Here is a 17,508-nt window from a genome sequence, read left to right on the forward strand (position 1 = left end):
AACCTGGACTTGCAGCCGGGCTCGACCTACCGGGTGGAACTGTCGCCCACGGCCAGCGACCGCCTTGTCGTTGCTGGTCAGGCCAGTGTCGGCGGCGCCAATCTCAGCCTGGAGCCCCAGGCGCGGCCGAACCTTTTGGCCGGTGGCCCGGTCTCCAGCCTGGTGGGGCGCCAGTTCGACATCCTGCAGGCCGCAGGTGGCGTCAACGGGCGCTTCGCCCAGGTCGAGCCCGACTACCTGTTCCTGGGGACCTTCCTTGATTATTCGGCCAACGGCGTGCAACTGGACGTGACGCGCAGGGCCACGACGTACGCCAGTGTTGGTGCCACGGCCAACCAGCGCGCCAGCGGCGGTGCCGTGGAGCGGTTGGGGCCGGGCAATCCCGTGTATGAAAGCCTGCTGCTTTCGACCTCGGCGGACCAGGCCCGGGACGGCCTGCGTCAGCTGGCCGGGGAGATCTACCCGGCGCTGGACTCGATGCTGCTCAGCCAGGGCTCGGTCTTGCGCGATGCCCTGGGTGAGCGAGTGCAAGGTCGCGCACTGATTACCAATGCCTCTGGAAAAGGTGACAGCGAGTCGGGTGCGACTCAGCTCTGGCTCAAGGGCCTGGGCAGCTGGGGGCGCATCGAGGGTGTGCAAGGCACCGAGTCCTATACCAGTTCCCTGGGCGGCGTGCTGCTGGGCGTGGACCATGACCTTGACGAGCAGACCCGGGCCGGCCTGGCCGCAGGCTACAGCGACAGCTCCCTGGGCATGGGCGGCAGCCACTCCCGGGCCACGGTCGACAGCTACCACCTGGGTGCCTATGCCCGCCACGACCTGGACCAGTTGCGCCTGAGCCTGGGCGCCAGCCACAGCTGGCACCGTGCCGAAGTCCGGCGCGACCTGGCCTATGGCGAGGTGTCTGGCCGCCAGCGCGCACGGATCGATGCCCGCAGCCAGCAGGTGTTCGCCGAGGCGGCCTATCGCCTGGCGTTGCCGGCGGTACAGCTGGAGCCTTTCGCCAACCTGACCTACCAGCACCTGGAGCGCGACGGCTTCCACGAGAAAGGCGACGCCGCGGCGCTGCATGCCGGTGACGAGCAGCGCGACGCCTGGCTCGGCACCTTGGGCCTGCGTGGGCGCCAGCAATGGCAGCTGGGCCCGCAGCAGGACCTGCAACTGGCGGCAAGCCTGGGCTGGCAGCATCGCCTGAGCGGCACCCAGGGCCGTGAGCACCTGGCTTTCGCTGGCAGCGACCTGCCGTTCCGGGTGGAGACTGCGCCGGCCTTGCGCGATGCCGCGCTGGTGGGACTGCAGGCACGGGTAGGGCTGACCCGCGACCTGGACCTGAGCCTGGACTACCAGGGGCGCCTGGCCAGTCGCGAGCAACAGCATGGCGCAGGGCTCAACCTGCAATGGCGGTTCTGAAGCGCCCTGGCGTGATACGGGCCAGGCGTTGCAACACGGAGTGTGACCAACGCGGTACTAAACCAAAACAAAACTAAGGAAGGTTGTAGTGAAGCACGTCAGAAAGGATGACAGCGCACTCGCGCAGGGCTGGGCCTTGGCCCCACTGGGGCGGGCATTGGTGGGTTGGGCGGCGCTGATGGGCACGGCCCAGGCCGCGCCCTACGTGGAGAGTGGGCGCCTCGGCGATGCCGGCAGCTGGCGCAGCAGCGAGTTCAAGGCCGACTGGGGGCTGGGGGCGATCCACGCCGACAGCGCCTATGCCGCCGGCTACAGCGGCAAGGGGGTGAAGCTGGGGATTTTCGACCAGCCGGTATATGCCCCGCACCCCGAGTTCGCCGGCAAGGACAAGATCGTGACCCTGGTCACCAGCGGCATTCGCCAGTACACCGACCCCTATATCCCGGTGAAGGCCGGCGATGCGTTCCGCTATGACGGCAGCCCGTCGGTGGGCTCGGACGGCAAGCTCGGCTCCCACGGCACCCACGTCGGCGGGATCGCCGCCGGCAACCGTGATGGTGAGTCGATGCACGGCGTGGCCTATGATGCGCAGATCATCAGCGCCGACAACGGCGACCCCGGCCCCGAGGATGGCATCGTCCTGGGCAACGATGGCGCGGTGTACAAGGCCGGCTGGGACAGCCTGGTGGCCAGCGGCGCGCGGATCATCAACAACAGCTGGGGCATCGGTATCACCGATCGCTTCGCCAAGGGCGGGCGCAATCCGGACTTTCCGCATTTTACCGTGGACGATGCCCGCGCACAGTTCGCGCAGATACAGCCACTGCTGGGAACCTTGCCTGGCGGCGCCTACGACGGGGCCATCGCCGCCGCCCGCAGCGGAGTCCTGACGATCTTCGCCGCCGGCAACGACTACAACCTGAACAACCCCGACGCGATTGCCGGCCTGGGCTATTTCGTTCCGGACATCGCCCCGAACTGGATGACCGTGGCGGCGTTGCAGCAGAACCCCGACACCAGTAGCGCCAACCCGTACCTGGCCAGCACGTTCTCTTCCCGTTGCGGCTATACCGCGAGCTTCTGCGTCTCGGCTCCCGGTACCCGGATCTACAGCGCGGTGATCGGCGGCACCAGTCTGGAGGACCTGACCCAGGGCTATGCCAACAAGAACGGCACGTCCATGGCCGCGCCCCATGCCGCCGGCGCGGCGGCGGTGCTGATGGAGCGCTTCCCCTACATGAGCGGCGCACAGATCGCCAGCGTGCTGCGCACCACCGCCACCGACATGGGCGCGCCCGGCATCGATGCCTTGTACGGGTGGGGCATGATCAACCTGGACAAGGGGATCCGCGGTCCGGGCATGTTGGTCACCGAGCAGGACATCCCCGAGGAGTTCCGCATCGCCGGCGGCTACGGCCCGAGCCAGTTCGTGGTTGATCTGCCGGGTGTCGGCGCCGTGGTGGACGCCGGTAGGCCGACCCAGCGACTCTGCAACGGCCTTAGCTGCGTACTGGACCTGTGGAGTAACGATATCTCCGGCCATGGTGGCCTGACCAAGCAGGGTATCGGTACCCTGGTGCTCAGCGGCAACAACACCTACGCCGGTCCAACCCTGGTCAACCAGGGGCGGCTGGCGGTCAATGGCTCGCTGCAATCGACGGTGACGGTCAATGACGGCGGCGTGCTGGGCGGCAATGGCCGGATCGGTGCACTGGTGGTCAACCGTGGCGGGGTGGTGGCGCCAGGCAACTCCATCGGCACCCTGCGGGTGGGCTCCGATGTCACCTTCCAACCGGGCTCGACCTATGCCGTGGAGCTTGATGCTACTGGCAGCGACCGCCTGGTCAGCGATGGCACGGTTTCTGTAAGCGGTGCGAACCTGGCCCTGGATCTGCAGAATCCCGGGGTTTCGCTGCAGTCCCAGCCGGCAACCAGCCTGGTGGGACGTCAGTTCGACATCCTGCAGGCCGCTGGCGGCGTGCAGGGCGGTTTTGCCGCTGTGCAGTCCAACCTGCTGTTCCTTGGCGGTGGCCTGGCCTACACCGGCACCGGGGTGCAGCTGGCGGTGCAACGTAGCGCCAGCTTCGCCAGTGTCGGCCTGACCGCCAACCAGCGTTCGGTGGCCGCGGCCGCCGAACGGCTCGGCGCGGGCAATCCGGTCTACGAGAGCCTGTTGTTGTCGGCTGATGCCGGCAGCGCCCGGCAGGCGTTCGATCAACTGTCCGGTGAAATCCACCCGGCGGTGGGCAATCTGCTGCTCAACGATAGTCGCCAGTTGCGCGACGCCGTGGGCGAGCGTACCCGCCAGCAGGGTGTCGCCGCCGCGCCGGCCATGGACGCCCAGGGCAACGGCCTGTGGGTCAAGGCCCTGGGGGCCTGGGGCAAGGCCGACGGTGATTCTGGCCATGCGCGCTACAGCAGTTCGATCGGCGGCATGCTGCTGGGTGTCGACGGGCAGATGAGCGAGGACACCCGCCTTGGCGTCTTCACCGGCTACAGCGACAGCTCGCTGAGCATGGGTGATGGTCGTCATTCCTCGGCCAGCGTCGACAGCTACCACTTGGGTGCCTATGCCGGCAAGGAACTGGAGCAGGTGCGCCTGAGCCTGGGCGGCAGCCACAGCTGGCATCGCATCGAGACCAAGCGCGAGCTGCAGTACAACGAGGTCAGCGATCGCCAGAAGAGCAAGCGTGATGCGCAGAGCACCCAGGTGTTCGGCGAGGCCGCCTGGAAGGTCGCGGTGCCTGGCATGGCCCTGGAGCCGTTCGCCAACCTGGCCTATGTGCATATCGCCAGCGATAGCTTCAAGGAACATGGCGGCGCCGCCGCGCTCGAGGGTGGGCGGGATAACCGTGATGCCTGGCTCTCTACCCTGGGCATGCGCGCCGGTAAGCAGCTGCAATTGTCCAGCGGCCAGGCGGTGGAGCTATCCGCCACCCTGGGTTGGCAGCACAACCTGAGCTCCACCGGGTCCGACCAGCATCTGGCCTTTGCCGGCCAGGGCGATAGCTACAAGGTCCAGGCGCTGTCCCTGGACCGTGATGCGGCGGTGGTTGGCGCACGGGCGGGGATCAGCCTGGGGCGTCAGGCCCGGGTCAACCTCGACTACAACGGACTGCTGGGTAGCCGCGACAAGAGCCACGGGGTCGGCCTGACCCTGGACTGGGCGTTCTGAGGCCCTGAAAAGCAAAACGCCCGATGCTGAGCATCGGGCGTTTTGCTTGACCTGCCTGAACCGCCATTTCGCAATTACAGGTCCTTGATGCTCTGCACCTGGTCCTTGTTGATGCGGGTCGGCTTGCCGTCCAGTTGCTTGAACTCGTAGAAGCCGGAGTTGCGGTCGAAGTGCGGAGTGTCGGTGGTCTGCAGTTCGCGACCATCGTTGAGGGTGATCACGCTCGGGGTGGAGCAGCCGGCCAAGGTGGCGAAGGCGCCGATCAGCAGGGCGGGCAGCAGCAACTTTTTCATGGAGTACTTCCTGGATCAGAGGGGAAAGGCGAGCGTCCTGACGCCCGCCGAAGGGTTGTCAGTCGATGTATTCGAACAGCTTGACGATCTTCTGCACGCCCGACACGCCCTGCACCACGTTGGTGGCGGCGTTGGCCTCCTGCTGGCGGACCAGGCCGAGCAGATAGACAATACCGTTCTCGGTGATCACCTTGATGCGCGAGCTGGGAACGCTCTCGTCGGCCAGCATCTGGGTCTTGATCTTGGTGGTCAGCCAGGCGTCGTTGTTGCGCGCCAGAATCGACGATGGCTGCATCACCTGCAGCTCGTTATGCACCTTCTTGACCCGCTGCACCTGGCCGGCGGTCTGCTCGGCAAGGGACTTGAGGTCAGCGCGCGGTGTCTGGCCGGCAAGCAGCACCACGCCGTTGTAGCTGCTGACGACGATGTGCGAACCCTTGTCCAGCTCCGGGTTGGCCTTGGCGATGTTGACCGAGACCTTGGTCTCGATCAGCGAGTCGTCGATCTTGCTGCCGATGGTGCGGGTGCCGCGGTCGTCCTCGATCGGCGAGTTGCGGGTCGAGGTCAGCACGGAACTGCAGCCGGAGACACCCAGGCACAGGGTTAGGGCCATCAGGCCGAGACGCTTGGAGATCATTCTTCACTCCCGAACAGTTGGCTGTCGATCAGGTCGCACAGACAGTGGATCGCCAGCAGGTGGACTTCCTGGATGCGTGCGGTCACGCTCGAGGGGACGCGGATTTCCACGTCCTCGGGCAGCAGTAGCGAGGCCATGCCGCCGCCGTCGCGCCCGGTCAGGGCAACGACGATCATTTCGCGGTCATGGGCGGCCTGGATCGCCTGGATCACGTTGGCCGAGTTGCCGCTGGTGGAGATTGCCAGCAGGACGTCGCCGGGCTGGCCCAGGGCGCGGATCTGCTTTGAGAAGACTTCGTTGTAGCTGTAGTCGTTGGCGATCGAGGTGAGCGTGGAGCTGTCGGTGGTCAGGGCGATGGCCGGCAGGCTCGGGCGTTCGCGCTCGAAGCGGTTGAGCAGTTCCGATGAGAAATGCTGGGCGTCGCCGGCCGAGCCGCCATTGCCGCAGGCGAGCATCTTGCCGTCGTTGAGCAGGGTGTTGACCATGACCAGGCTGGCCTGCTCGATGTAGGGTGCCAGGATGTCCATTGCCTGTTGCTTGGTGTCGATGCTGTTCTGGAACAGTCGGCGGATTCGGGATTGCATGTCCATCTGGGTGACCTTAAGAGGGGCGGTGGCCTTTGCTACGCGCAACAGTGACCAGCCCGCGAAACATAGAGCTAGAAAATCGAATTGGGTTCAGCATTCGAAGGCGTTTTTCAGCCATTGAAGCGGTTGCCCCGCATGCCCCTGGCCCTGCAGGGCGACAACGTCGAAACGGCAGGGGTGGGTGGCCCAGCAGGGCGCTTGCTGCAGGAAGAGGTTGGCGGCCAGCGCCAGTCGCTGCTGCTTGCGCCCATCGATACTGGCGAGCGCTCCGCCGAACTCCGCATGCAACCGGTAGCGGACTTCGACGAATACTACTGTATCGGCATCGAGCATGACCAGATCGAGCTCGCCCCGCTTGCATCGCCAGTTGCGCGCCAGCAGCCGCAGGCCTTGCCCCTGAAGGTATTCAAGGGCGTGGTCCTCGGCGGCCTGGCCGGCGCGGCTGGGCGATGCGCTGGGCATCAGCGCGGCGTGTCCGGCAGGCGCTTGACCTGGCCACCGGCGAACTCGGCCCACGGCAGTTGGCGCTCGACGCGCTGGCTGGCGTTCATGCTCAGACTGCCCGACAGGCCCTCGACGCGGTTGTCCGGCAGTGCCTTGAGCTGGCCCAGGCGTGGCGCCAGGCTGTAGGCGTCGACGCCCATGGCATACAGCCGGCCGAGGCTGCCGGCGGCCTGCGGCCACTGCTGCACGACCTGCTGGCGCAGGCTGTTGGTGGTGTCCAGCAGCCACGGCGTTTCGCAGAAGCGGATGCCGTTCATGTCGTTGTACTGGTTGACGTCGCCGCTGGCGCTGTACAGGTTGGAGGTGGCGTAGACCGGTACGTCGCCGGCGTACTGGAAGTTCAGCGTCGGTTTGATCTGCTGGGCTTGTTGTGGCGTCGAGGCGAGGAAGATGAAGTCGATGTCCTGGCGACGCGAAGGCTGGGCGGCGATGTTACCGCCGACGGTGCTCTGCAGGCTCTTGGCGCGGCCTTCGCTCTGGCGCAGTTGGAACAGGTCGGCGATCTGCTGGGCGAGGGCAACCGGCTGGGCGATGCGCTGGGCGCTGATCAGGGTACCGCCATTGCCTTCCCAGTCCTGGCGGAAGGCGGCGAGCACGCGGTCGCCCCACTCACCGCTCGGCACCAGGGCCACGGCGCGGACCATGCCGTCGGCGCGGGCGCGGCGGGCGACTTCGCGGGCTTCGTCCTCGGCGGCCAGGCCGAACTGGAACAGTTGCGGCGGGGCTTTCTGGCCGGCGTCGGCGTAGTTCAGGGCCAGGGTGGTGATGGGCAGTTGCGGGTAGGCGGCGAGTTTCTTGACCAGCGGTTTTTCCAGCGGGCCGACCACCAGTTGCACGCCAGCGGCCTGGGCCTGGCGGTAGAAGTCATCCAGCGAGGTGATGCGCGAGCTGTCGAACACCTGTACGGCGGGGGCCGGCTGGCCACCTTGCTGTGCCTGGAAATGGGCGGCCATGAAGCCGTCGCGCAGGGCGCGGGCGACACCGGCCAGCGGGCCTTCCTGGGGCAGCAGCAGGGCGATCTTGGTCAGTGGTTGGCTGGCCAGTTCCTTGAGTTTGACCAGGGCGGTCGGCAATTGCCTGGCAGCCGGGTGCTCGGGGTGTTGCTGGCGCCAGGTGTCGATGGCGGCCTGTTGCTGCTCCAGGGTGCCGGCGCGCTTGACGGCGAGGGCCAGGCTGGTCCAGCCGGCCAGGGTCTCGTTGGCGGCGGGCTGTTGCAGCTGTTCGGCGGGCAGCGATGCAACCAGAGCCCAGGTGGCGTCGTTGTTGGCGGCGGCGGCCTGCTCGCTGAGCAACGGCGCCAGCAGCACGCGCTGCTGGGCGGCAGCCAGGACCTGGCCGTCGGCCTCGAGGGCGGCGGCGTGGACGCTGTAGGTGCGAACCTGCTGCTCAGCCGGCAGTTCGCCGACGCGTTGCAGGCTCGGGTGCGCGAGGGCGGTCAGGGCGGCCTTGGGCTGGTTGCGGCTCATGGCCAGTTCCGCGGCCAGGGTCGAGGCGAACACCTGCTGGGCGGGCTTGAGCGGTTCCAGTTGGACCTGCTCGAGGATCCGGGCCGCGCGCGGGAAGTCCTTGTGCTTGTATGCCAGGTCCGCGGCGCTCAGGCGCAGCAGGGCCGCGTCCTCGGCGGACTTGCTGGAGGCTGCCTTCTCGAGCAGTTGCTCGATGCTGGCGTCCGGGGTGCGTGGCAGTTCGCCCAGGCTGGATGAGGGCGAGCTGGCGCAGGCTGCCAGCAGGGCAGCGAGGCAGAGGGCTGTGAGCAGCCGCAGACAAGCGATCATGTAAAGGTCCTGTTACTCGATCAAGTTGGCCGGCAATTGTACCCAAGCGGGGGGCGGGGCGCGATCTCGTCGACACTGATCCTTCACTATAGGTGGCCGCCAGCAGCGCCGGGGTGAAGTTCTTTGCGCCCTGTTACCGGCGCTCGGGCTACAATGGCGACCTTTGATCCGAAAAGCAGGTGTGCGCAGTGACTGATGTTGCAGGGGTTTCGAAATCCACGTTGGGCAAGCTTTACGTCGTCGCCACGCCCATCGGCAACCTCGACGACATGAGCGCCCGGGCGTTGAAGGTGCTGGCCGATGTGAGCCTGATCGCCGCCGAGGACACCCGTCACTCGGTGCGCCTGCTGCAACACTTCGGCATCGATACGCCGCTGGCGGCCTGCCATGAGCACAACGAGCGCGACGAAGGCGGGCGCTTCATCACCCGTCTGCTGGCCGGCGATGATGTGGCACTGGTGTCCGACGCCGGCACGCCATTGATTTCCGACCCGGGCTATCACCTGGTGCGCCAGGCGCGTGCCGCCGGTGTGCAAGTGGTGCCGGTACCCGGTGCTTGTGCGCTGATCGCTGCGCTGTCGGCGGCGGGGCTGGCGTCGGACCGCTTTATCTTCGAGGGATTCCTGCCGGCGAAAGCCGCTGGGCGCCGGGCGCGTCTGGAGCAGGTCAGGGAAGAGTCGCGCACGCTGATCTTCTATGAGGCGCCGCATCGTATTCTTGAGTGCCTGGAAGACATGGAGGCGGTGTTCGGTGGCGATCGTCCGGCGGTATTGGCGCGCGAGATCACCAAGACCTTCGAGACCCTTAAAGGGCTGCCCCTGGCCGAGCTGCGCGCGTTCGTGCAGGGCGACAGCAACCAGCAGCGCGGTGAGTGTGTTGTGCTGGTGGCGGGCTGGAGCGCGCCGGAGGGCGATCAGGCCATCAGCGCCGAGGTCCAGCGCGTGCTGGATTTGCTGCTGGCCGAGTTGCCGTTGAAGAAGGCCGCGGCTTTGGCGGCCGAAATTACTGGTGTGCGCAAGAACCTGCTCTACCAGTTGGCGCTGGAAAAACAGAAACCCCATTAATGGCGTAATGACATTATTTGTTGCATCGCTTGTTCTTGGGCGCGGCTACCGGTAACCTTGTCGGCGGAGAGTCGATCGGACAGTCGCTGCCGTCTTTTGTTCCGCAAAAGTCGGGGGAGGAAAGTCCGGGCTCCATAGGGCAGAGTGCCAGGTAACGCCTGGGAGGCGCGAGCCTACGGAAAGTGCCACAGAAAACAACCGCCTAAGCACTTCGGTGCCGGTAAGGGTGAAAAGGTGCGGTAAGAGCGCACCGCACGGCTGGCAACAGTCCGTGGCTAGGTAAACCCCACTCGGAGCAAGACCAAATAGGGTTCCATACGGCGTGGCCCGCGTCGGAACCGGGTAGGTTGCTAGAGGCGTCCAGTGATGGCCGTCGTAGAGGAATGACTGTCCTCGACAAAACCCGGCTTACAGATCGACTCTCCACCTCTTCCTTCCCTGCTTGAATCGATAGCAGATCTGACCTGGTAATACCGAAAAATTCTTACTCTTAATAAATTACTTTAACTCAACGCCCTATCCGCTTGAGTGTGTTTGATTTTTTTCGTCATTTTTCCTCTCTGTTAATCCTTCCATCTTCCTTTGTTGCGCTAAATCGCCGTCCTGTAAGGGATTTCCCTATGAACGTGCCTTGACGGTGTGGCGGGCGGATTCCTATAGTGTGCGCAAGTGGCAGAAAGTGGGATGAAGTGGGTTTTCTGACACAAAAAAGCTAACATTGTGGGGAATCGCAGCCGTGTTCCGCGGAGCCAACGCCGTCAGCCTCGATGCCAAGGGCCGTCTCGCCATGCCGAGCCGGTACCGTGACGAGCTCGATTCGCGTTGCAATGGTCAGTTGATCGTGACCATCGACGCCGTTGATCCCTGCTTGTGTGTTTATCCCCTCGACGAGTGGGAGCAGATAGAAGCCAAGCTGCGCGCCCTTCCGTCGTTGCGTGAGGAAAACCGTCGCCTGCAGCGTTTGCTGATCGGCAATGCGGTTGACCTGGACCTCGATGGCAGTGGACGTTTCCTGGTGCCGCCGCGCCTGCGTGAGTACGCCAAGCTGGACAAAAAGGCGATGCTGGTGGGGCAGCTGAACAAATTCCAGCTGTGGGACGAGGATGCCTGGAACGCGGTTTCGGCAGCCGACCTTGCAGCTATTCAACAACCGGGCGCCATGCCCGATGATTTGCGTGACCTGATCCTGTGACCATAGATAGCGGCTTCAACCACATCACCGTCCTCCTCGACGAAGCCGTCGAGGCCTTGGCTCTGCGCGCCGACGGTTGCTATCTGGACGGCACCTTCGGGCGTGGCGGCCACAGCCGCCTGATCCTCAGCAAGCTCGGGCCGCAGGGGCGGCTGCTGGGGTTCGACAAGGATCCACAGGCGATTGCCACCGGGCAAGCGCTAGCGGCCGAAGACGGCCGCTTTGTCATTGTGCAGCGCAGCTTTGCCGAGCTGGGTGCCGAGGTGGCCGAGCGCGGCCTGGCAGGCAAGGTCAGCGGCATCCTGCTTGACCTGGGCGTGTCTTCGCCGCAGCTCGATGACCCCGAGCGTGGCTTCAGTTTCCTCAACGACGGCCCGCTGGACATGCGCATGAACCCGAACCAGGGTATCAGCGCCGCCGAGTTCATCGCCACTGCGCCGGTCGAGGAAATCGCCCGTGTGTTCAAGGAGTATGGCGAGGAGCGTTTCGCCGGGCGCATGGCGCGTGCCGTGGTCGAGCGTCGCGAGAAGCAGCCGTTCACCCGTACCGCCGACCTGGCCGAGGTGCTCAAGGTCGCCAATCCGGCCTGGGAGAAGGGCAAGAATCCGGCCACTCGAGCGTTCCAGGGGCTGCGCATTCACGTCAACAATGAACTGGGTGACCTCGAGGCGGGCCTTGAAGCCGCGCTCGATGCCCTCGAAGTGGGTGGCCGCCTGGCGGTGATCAGTTTCCACTCGCTGGAAGACCGTATCGTCAAACTGTTCATGCGCAAGCTGGTCAAGGGCGAAGCGGACAACCTGCCGCGCAACCTGCCGGTGCAGCACAAGACCTTCGAGCCGAAGATCAAGCTCATCGGCAAGGCGCAGTTCGCCTCCGAAGCCGAACTCAAGGCCAACCCGCGGTCGCGCAGCGCCGTGATGCGGGTGGCGGAGAAGTTGCGGTGAGCCGGCTGTTTGCCAAGCCTTTGCCAGGCGGAAGCTTCCTGATGCTCCTGCTGTTCGTCGCCGTCCTGATTTCGGCCATTGCCGTCTCCTACAGTGCCCACTGGAACCGCCAACTGCTCAACACCCTGTACGGTGAACTGAGCGAGCGCGACAAGGCCCAGGCCGAGTGGGGGCGGCTGATCCTCGAGCAAAGCACCTGGACCGCGTCCAGCCGTATCGAGAGCCTGGCCTCCGAGCAGCTCAAGATGCGCGTGCCCGCCGCTGACGAAGTGCGGATGGTGGCGCCATGATGAAGCTCGAGGGCGCGCTCTATCCTTGGCGGTTCAGGGTGGTTATCGGCTTGCTGGCGCTGATGGTCGGTGCCATCTGCTGGCGCATCATCGACCTGCAGGTGGTCGACCGTGACTTCCTCAAAGGCCAGGGTGATGCCCGCAGTCTGCGCCATATTCCCATTCCTGCGCACCGTGGCCTGATCACCGACCGCAACGGCGAGCCGCTGGCCGTCAGTACTCCGGTCACCACCTTGTGGGCCAACCCCAAGGAAATGCAGGCGGCAAAGGATCGCTGGCCGCAACTGGCCGCCGCGCTGGGGCAGAACCCGCAGCAGCTGACCGAGCGCCTGACCCAGCAGGCCAACAAGGAATTCATCTACCTGGTCCGTGGCCTGACCCCGGAGCAGGGCCAGCACGTGCTCGACCTGAAGGTGCCGGGTGTCTATGGCCTGGAGGAGTTCCGTCGCTTCTATCCGGCAGGCGATGTCACCGCGCACATGGTCGGCTTCACCGACCTGGACGACCATGGTCGTGAGGGCGTCGAGCTGGCCTACGACGAGTGGCTTGCGGGAGTGCCCGGCAAGCGGCAGGTGATCAAGGACCGGCGTGGTCGGCTGATCAAGGATATCCAGGTAACCAAGAACGCCAAGGCCGGCAAGACCTTGGCGTTGTCGATAGACCTGCGCCTGCAATACCTGGCCACCCGCGAACTGCGCAACGCGATCGCCGAACAGGAAGCCAAGGCCGGCAGCCTGGTGATCATGGACGTCAAGACCGGTGAGGTCCTGGCCATGGTCAACCAGCCGACCTACAACCCGAACAACCGCCGCAGCATGTTCCCGGCGGCCATGCGCAACCGGGCGATCATCGACGTTTTCGAGCCGGGTTCGACGGTCAAGCCGATCTCCATGAGTGCTGCGCTGCAGAGCGGCCGCTGGAAACCCACTGACAAGGTCGAGGTATATCCGGGCAGCTTGCAGATCGGCCGCTACACCATCAAGGACGTGTCCAGGAGCGAGGGCCCGATCCTCGACCTGACCGGCATCCTGATCAACTCGTCCAACGTCGGCATGAGCAAGATCGCCTTCGATATCGGTGGCGAGGCCATCTATCGGGTGATGTCCCAGGTCGGCCTGGGCCAGTACACCGGCCTCGGCTTCCCAGGAGAGCGCGTCGGCAACCTGCCCAACCACCGCGAGTGGCGCAAGGCCGAGACCGCGACCCTGTCGTATGGCTATGGCGTGTCGGTGACCGCCCTGCAACTGGTGCATGCCTACGCCGCGCTGGCCAACGACGGCAAGATGGTGCCGCTGTCGATTCTCAAGGTCGACAAGGCGCCGGAAGCGGTGCAGGCCATCCCCAAGGAAACCGCCGAAACCGTGCAGGCCATGCTGCAGCAGGTGATCGAGGCGCCACGTGGGGTGTTCCGCGCCCAGGTGCCGTTCTATCACGTGGGTGGCAAGTCGGGTACCGCGCGCAAGGCCACCGTCGGTTCCAAGGGCTACACCGAGAACGCCTACCGTTCGCTGTTCGCCGGCTTCGGCCCGATGAGCGATCCGCGCTACGCCATCGTCGTGGTCATCGACGAGCCGAGCAAGGGCGGTTACTTCGGTGGCCTGGTCTCGGCCCCCGTATTCAGCAAAGTGATGTCGGGCACCCTGCGCCTGATGAATGTACCGCCGGACAACCTGCCGCCTTCGACGCAGCAAGCCAGCGCAGTACCCGCCAAGGGAGGGCGAGGTTGATGACGATGCCATTGAGCAAACTATTTGCCCATGCCAGCCGCGATCCGTTGATCCGCGAGCTGACCCTGGACAGCCGCGCCGTGCGCCCGGGCGACCTGTTCCTGGCCGTGCCGGGGGCCAAGGTCGATGGTCGCGCGCATATTGCCGATGCGCTGGCTCGTGGCGCCGCCGCAGTGGCCTATGAAGAGCAGGGCGCCAGCGTGCTGCCGCTCACCGATGCGCCGCTTATTCCGGTCAAGGGTCTGATCGGCCAGCTGTCGCAGATCGCCGGCCGCTTCTATGGCGAGCCGAGCCGTCAGCTCGACCTGGTCGGCGTGACCGGCACCAATGGCAAGACCAGCGTGACCCAACTGCTGGCCCAGGCGCTTGACGCCCTGGGCAACCGCTGTGGCCTGATCGGCACCCTCGGCACCGGTTTTTATGGCGAGCTACAGAGCGGCCGCCTGACCACGCCGGACCCGATCGCCGTGCAATCGACCTTGAATGACCTGAAGAAGGGCGGGGCCAAGGCCGTGGCCATGGAGGTATCCTCCCATGCGCTCGAGCAGGGCCGGGTTGCCGCGCTGGACTTCGATATCGCGGTGATGACCAACCTGTCCCGCGACCACCTGGACTACCACGGCAGCATGGAGGCCTACGAGGCCGCCAAGGCCAAGCTGTTCGCCTGGTCGAGCCTGCGTGCCCGGGTGGTCAACCTGGATGATGACTTTGGGCGTCGCCTGGCAGATGCTCCTGCCACATCGCGCCTGATCAGCTACAGCCTGCAGGATTCGGCGGCGTCGCTGTTCTGCAAAGAGGCTGCCTTCAACGATGATGGCGTGCGCGCCGTGATCGTCACCCCGCAGGGCGAGCATGTCTTGCGTAGCCGCCTGCTGGGGCGTTTCAACCTGAGCAACATGCTGGCGGTGGTAGCCACACTGATGGCGCTGGATTACCCGCTGGACGAAATTCTCAAGGTCATCCCGCAACTGCAAGGGCCGGTCGGCCGCATGCAGCGCCTGGGTGGCGGAGACAAGCCGCTGGTGGTGGTCGATTACGCCCACACCCCGGATGCCTTGGAAAAAGTACTCGAAGCCCTGCGTCCGCACGCTCACGGCAAGCTGCTGTGCCTGTTCGGCTGTGGTGGCGATCGTGACGCTGGCAAGCGCCCGCTGATGGCTGAAGTGGCCGAGCGCCTGGCCGACCGAGTGCTGGTCACCGACGACAACCCGCGTAGCGAAGACCCCATGCGGATCTTCGACGATATTCGCCCCGGATTCGCCAAGCCTGCGGCCGTCGCGTTCGTCGCCGGCCGTGGCGCGGCCATTGCCCAGCTGATCGCCAGTGCCAGTGCCGACGACGTGATCGTCCTGGCTGGCAAGGGGCACGAGGATTACCAGGAGATCAATGGCCAGCGCCATGACTTCTCCGACCTGGTCGAAGCCGACAAGGCACTTGCAGCCTGGGAGGCGCCACATGCTTAAGCCGATGATCCTCAGCCAGCTGACCGGCGCCCTGAATGCGCGTCTGGCAGGCGCCGACGCCAGCTTCACAGGCGTGAGCATCGACAGCCGCAGTGTCGTCGCCGGCCAACTGTTCGTCGCCCTGACCGGGCCGCGCTTCGATGGCCACGACTACCTGGCTGACGTGAAGGCCAAGGGCGCGGTCGCCGCGCTGGTCGAGCGCGAAGTCGCCGGTGTCGACCTGCCGCAGCTGCTGGTCGCCGACTGCCGCGTCGCCCTCGGCCAGCTCGGCGCGCTGAACCGTGCCGCCTTCGACAAACCGGTGGTGGCCATCACTGGTTCCAGCGGCAAGACCACGGTCAAGGAAATGCTCGCCGCGATTCTGCGTACCCGTGGACCGGTGCATGCCACCCGGGGCAACCTGAACAATGACCTCGGCGCACCGCTGACCCTGCTCGAGATCGCTCCGCAGCACAGCGCCGCGGTGATCGAGCTGGGCGCCTCGCGCATCGGCGAGATCCGCTACACCGTCGGCCTGACCCGACCGCAGGTGGTGATCATCAACAACGCCGGTACTGCCCACGTCGGCGAGTTCGGTGGCCCGGAGAAGATCGTCGAAGCCAAGGGCGAGATCCTTGAAGGCCTGGGCGAGGGCGGCACGGCCATCCTCAACCTGGCCGACAAGGCGTTCGAGATCTGGCGCAAGCGGGCCGGCAATCACCGCATCTTCAGTTTCGCCCTGGACAACCCGCAGGCGGACTTCCATGCCAGCGACATCGGGCGCGACGCCCGTGGCTGCCCGTCGTTCACCCTGCACGGCCCGGACGGCAGCGTCTCGGTGCAGTTGAACCTGCTCGGCACCCACAACGTCAGCAACGCCCTGGCCGCGGCAGCCGCTGCCCATGCCGTTGGTCTGAGCCTGAGCGGCATCGCCGCGGGCCTTGCCGCCATGCAACCGGTCAAGGGCCGCACCGTGGCGCAGATCGCACCCAGCGGCGTGCGGGTCATCGACGACAGCTACAACGCAAATCCCACCTCGATGTGCGCCGCCATTGATATACTCGCCGGCTTTTCCGGGCGCACCGTTCTGGTGCTCGGGGATATCGGCGAACTGGGACAATGGGCCGAGGAAGGACACCGCCAGGTGGGCGACTATGCCCGCGGCAAGGTCGACGCGCTGTACGCGGTGGGCACCAACATGGCCCATGCGGTCAAGGCGTTCGGCGCCAATGGCCGCCATTTCGCTACTCAAGCTGAGCTGATCGCTGCCGTTGGCGCCGAGAATACCAGCGATACCACTATCTTGATCAAGGGCTCGCGCAGCGCTGCGATGGAAAACGTCGTGGCTGCACTGTGTGGTGCCAGCGGGGAGAAACATTAATGCTGCTGCTGTTGGCTGAGTATCTGCAACAGTTCCACAAGGGCTTCGCGGTCTTTCAGTACCTGACCCTGCGCGGGATCCTGGGTGTGCTGACCGCGTTGTCCCTGGCCCTGTGGTTGGGCCCGTGGATGATCCGTACCCTGCAGATCCGCCAGATCGGTCAGGCCGTGCGCAACGACGGCCCGCAATCGCACCTGTCCAAATCCGGCACCCCGACCATGGGCGGCGCGCTGATCCTGTCGGCCATTGCCATCAGCACCCTGCTGTGGGCCGACCTGACCAACCGCTACGTGTGGGTGGTCCTGATCGTCACCCTGGCGTTCGGCGCCATCGGCTGGGTCGACGACTACCGCAAGGTGATCGAAAAGAACTCCCGTGGCCTGCCGAGCCGCTGGAAGTATTTCTGGCAGTCGGTGTTCGGCCTGGCCGCGGCGATCTTCCTGTACAAGACCGCGCCGACCAGCGTCGAGACCACGCTGATCATCCCGATGCTCAAGGACCTGGCGATTCCGCTGGGCGCCGGGTTCATCGTGCTGACCTATTTCGTCATCGTCGGCTCAAGCAACGCGGTCAACCTGACCGACGGCCTCGATGGCCTGGCGATCATGCCGACGGTGATGGTCGGCGGTGCCCTGGGCATCTTCTGCTACCTGTCGGGTAACGTGAAGTTCGCTGAATACCTGCTGATCCCTTACGTGCCGGGCGCGGGCGAGCTGATCGTGTTCTGCGGCGCGCTGATCGGTGCGGGCCTGGGCTTCCTGTGGTTCAACACCTATCCGGCCCAGGTATTCATGGGCGACGTCGGCGCCCTGGCGCTGGGCGCGGCCTTGGGCACCATCGCGGTGATCGTCCGCCAGGAAATCGTCCTGTTCATCATGGGCGGCGTGTTCGTGATGGAAACCCTGTCGGTGGTCATCCAGGTGGCTTCGTTCAAGCTCACCGGCAAGCGCGTGTTCCGCATGGCGCCGATCCACCACCACTTTGAACTCAAGGGTTGGCCCGAGCCACGGGTGATCGTCCGCTTCTGGATCATCACCGTGATTCTGGTGCTGATTGGCCTTGCCACCCTGAAACTGAGGTAAACGAG

At 65.4% G+C, this 17,508-nt stretch carries 15 protein-coding genes and 1 other RNA gene; 11 read left to right on the plus strand and 5 right to left on the minus strand.

All coding sequences use genetic code 11. The features are described 5' to 3' along the window. Positions 1 to 1,410 (plus strand): autotransporter domain-containing protein (locus CC207_RS27660; protein WP_256582096.1); only part of this gene is annotated, 1,410 nt, incomplete at its 5' end. A gap of 178 nt (positions 1,411 to 1,588) precedes the next feature. Further along, a complete protein-coding gene (locus CC207_RS15310; protein ID WP_256582097.1) occupies positions 1,589 to 4,585 on the plus strand; it encodes an autotransporter domain-containing protein in 2,997 nt (998 codons plus the stop codon). Between the two features lie 74 nt (positions 4,586 to 4,659). Here the strand turns inward: CC207_RS15310 and CC207_RS15315 are convergent, their stop codons facing one another. The 5 genes from CC207_RS15315 to CC207_RS15335 all read right to left on the minus strand — a co-directional run bounded on the left by CC207_RS15315 (position 4,660) and on the right by CC207_RS15335 (position 8,381). Beyond that, on the minus strand, positions 4,660 to 4,878 hold the full coding sequence (locus CC207_RS15315) for a YgdI/YgdR family lipoprotein (protein ID WP_028689754.1): 219 nt from the start codon (positions 4,876 to 4,878) through the stop codon (positions 4,660 to 4,662). Between the two features lie 58 nt (positions 4,879 to 4,936). Next, positions 4,937 to 5,515: a BON domain-containing protein gene (locus CC207_RS15320; protein ID WP_028689753.1), complete on the minus strand. Its 579-nt coding sequence runs from the start codon at positions 5,513 to 5,515 to the stop codon at positions 4,937 to 4,939. Then, complete coding sequence (locus CC207_RS15325; RefSeq protein WP_028689752.1) at positions 5,512 to 6,105, minus strand: phosphoheptose isomerase; 594 nt, start codon at positions 6,103 to 6,105, stop codon at positions 5,512 to 5,514. The genes CC207_RS15320 and CC207_RS15325 overlap by 4 nt, the downstream gene beginning before the upstream one ends. Before the next feature lie 87 nt (positions 6,106 to 6,192). Continuing rightward, entirely contained in the window at positions 6,193 to 6,564 is a 372-nt protein-coding gene (locus CC207_RS15330; RefSeq protein WP_088852360.1) for a YraN family protein, read from the minus strand. Then, complete coding sequence (locus tag CC207_RS15335) at positions 6,564 to 8,381, minus strand: penicillin-binding protein activator (protein ID WP_088852361.1); 1,818 nt, start codon at positions 8,379 to 8,381, stop codon at positions 6,564 to 6,566. The genes CC207_RS15330 and CC207_RS15335 overlap by 1 nt, the downstream gene beginning before the upstream one ends. 188 nt (positions 8,382 to 8,569) lie before the next feature. On the opposite strand from CC207_RS15335, the gene rsmI reads away from it, so the two are divergent. From rsmI to mraY, 9 genes are all read left to right on the plus strand, one after another. After that, positions 8,570 to 9,445 carry a 16S rRNA (cytidine(1402)-2'-O)-methyltransferase gene (rsmI, locus tag CC207_RS15340; RefSeq protein WP_088852362.1) on the plus strand — a complete coding sequence of 292 codons (876 nt, stop codon included), beginning with the start codon at positions 8,570 to 8,572 and terminating at the stop codon, positions 9,443 to 9,445. A 67-nt stretch (positions 9,446 to 9,512) separates the two neighbouring features. Next, positions 9,513 to 9,872, plus strand: an RNA gene (rnpB, locus tag CC207_RS15345) — RNase P RNA component class A. A gap of 309 nt (positions 9,873 to 10,181) precedes the next feature. Next, entirely contained in the window at positions 10,182 to 10,637 is a 456-nt protein-coding gene (mraZ, locus tag CC207_RS15350; protein WP_028689748.1) for a division/cell wall cluster transcriptional repressor MraZ, read from the plus strand. After that, positions 10,634 to 11,581 (plus strand): 16S rRNA (cytosine(1402)-N(4))-methyltransferase RsmH, encoded by a 948-nt coding sequence (gene rsmH / locus CC207_RS15355; RefSeq protein ID WP_028689747.1) that lies wholly within the window; start codon positions 10,634 to 10,636, stop codon positions 11,579 to 11,581. The genes mraZ and rsmH overlap by 4 nt, the downstream gene beginning before the upstream one ends. After that, entirely contained in the window at positions 11,578 to 11,871 is a 294-nt protein-coding gene (ftsL, locus tag CC207_RS15360; RefSeq protein ID WP_028689746.1) for a cell division protein FtsL, read from the plus strand. The genes rsmH and ftsL overlap by 4 nt, the downstream gene beginning before the upstream one ends. Further along, on the plus strand, positions 11,871 to 13,598 hold the full coding sequence (locus CC207_RS15365) for a penicillin-binding protein 2 (protein WP_162175252.1): 1,728 nt from the start codon (positions 11,871 to 11,873) through the stop codon (positions 13,596 to 13,598). Before ftsL ends, CC207_RS15365 begins: the two co-directional genes overlap by 1 nt. Further along, complete coding sequence (locus tag CC207_RS15370; RefSeq protein ID WP_028689744.1) at positions 13,598 to 15,061, plus strand: UDP-N-acetylmuramoyl-L-alanyl-D-glutamate--2,6-diaminopimelate ligase; 1,464 nt, start codon at positions 13,598 to 13,600, stop codon at positions 15,059 to 15,061. The genes CC207_RS15365 and CC207_RS15370 overlap by 1 nt, the downstream gene beginning before the upstream one ends. Then, complete coding sequence (gene murF / locus CC207_RS15375; protein WP_088852363.1) at positions 15,054 to 16,421, plus strand: UDP-N-acetylmuramoyl-tripeptide--D-alanyl-D-alanine ligase; 1,368 nt, start codon at positions 15,054 to 15,056, stop codon at positions 16,419 to 16,421. The genes CC207_RS15370 and murF overlap by 8 nt, the downstream gene beginning before the upstream one ends. After that, complete coding sequence (gene mraY / locus CC207_RS15380; RefSeq protein WP_028689742.1) at positions 16,421 to 17,503, plus strand: phospho-N-acetylmuramoyl-pentapeptide-transferase; 1,083 nt, start codon at positions 16,421 to 16,423, stop codon at positions 17,501 to 17,503. The genes murF and mraY overlap by 1 nt, the downstream gene beginning before the upstream one ends. Positions 17,504 to 17,508: the final 5 nt, after the last annotated feature.

It is taken from the genome of Pseudomonas sp. DrBHI1 (assembly GCF_002205115.1).
Taxonomy (GTDB): Bacteria; Pseudomonadota; Gammaproteobacteria; order Pseudomonadales; family Pseudomonadaceae; genus Aquipseudomonas; species Aquipseudomonas mosselii.

Excerpts from the sequence above, each read along its gene's own strand:
- CC207_RS15310 (WP_256582097.1), top strand. The coding sequence starts at position 1,589 with ATGGGCACGGCCCAGGCCGCGCCCTACGTGGAGAGTGGGCGCCTCGGC.
- CC207_RS15315 (WP_028689754.1), bottom strand. The coding sequence starts at position 4,878 with ATGAAAAAGTTGCTGCTGCCCGCCCTGCTGATCGGCGCCTTCGCCACC.
- CC207_RS15320 (WP_028689753.1), bottom strand. The coding sequence starts at position 5,515 with ATGATCTCCAAGCGTCTCGGCCTGATGGCCCTAACCCTGTGCCTGGGT.
- CC207_RS15325 (WP_028689752.1), bottom strand. The coding sequence starts at position 6,105 with ATGGACATGCAATCCCGAATCCGCCGACTGTTCCAGAACAGCATCGAC.
- CC207_RS15330 (WP_088852360.1), bottom strand. The coding sequence starts at position 6,564 with ATGCCCAGCGCATCGCCCAGCCGCGCCGGCCAGGCCGCCGAGGACCAC.
- CC207_RS15335 (WP_088852361.1), bottom strand. The coding sequence starts at position 8,381 with ATGATCGCTTGTCTGCGGCTGCTCACAGCCCTCTGCCTCGCTGCCCTG.
- CC207_RS15365 (WP_162175252.1), top strand. The coding sequence starts at position 11,871 with ATGAAGCTCGAGGGCGCGCTCTATCCTTGGCGGTTCAGGGTGGTTATC.
- CC207_RS15370 (WP_028689744.1), top strand. The coding sequence starts at position 13,598 with ATGACGATGCCATTGAGCAAACTATTTGCCCATGCCAGCCGCGATCCG.
- murF (WP_088852363.1), top strand. The coding sequence starts at position 15,054 with ATGCTTAAGCCGATGATCCTCAGCCAGCTGACCGGCGCCCTGAATGCG.
- mraY (WP_028689742.1), top strand. The coding sequence starts at position 16,421 with ATGCTGCTGCTGTTGGCTGAGTATCTGCAACAGTTCCACAAGGGCTTC.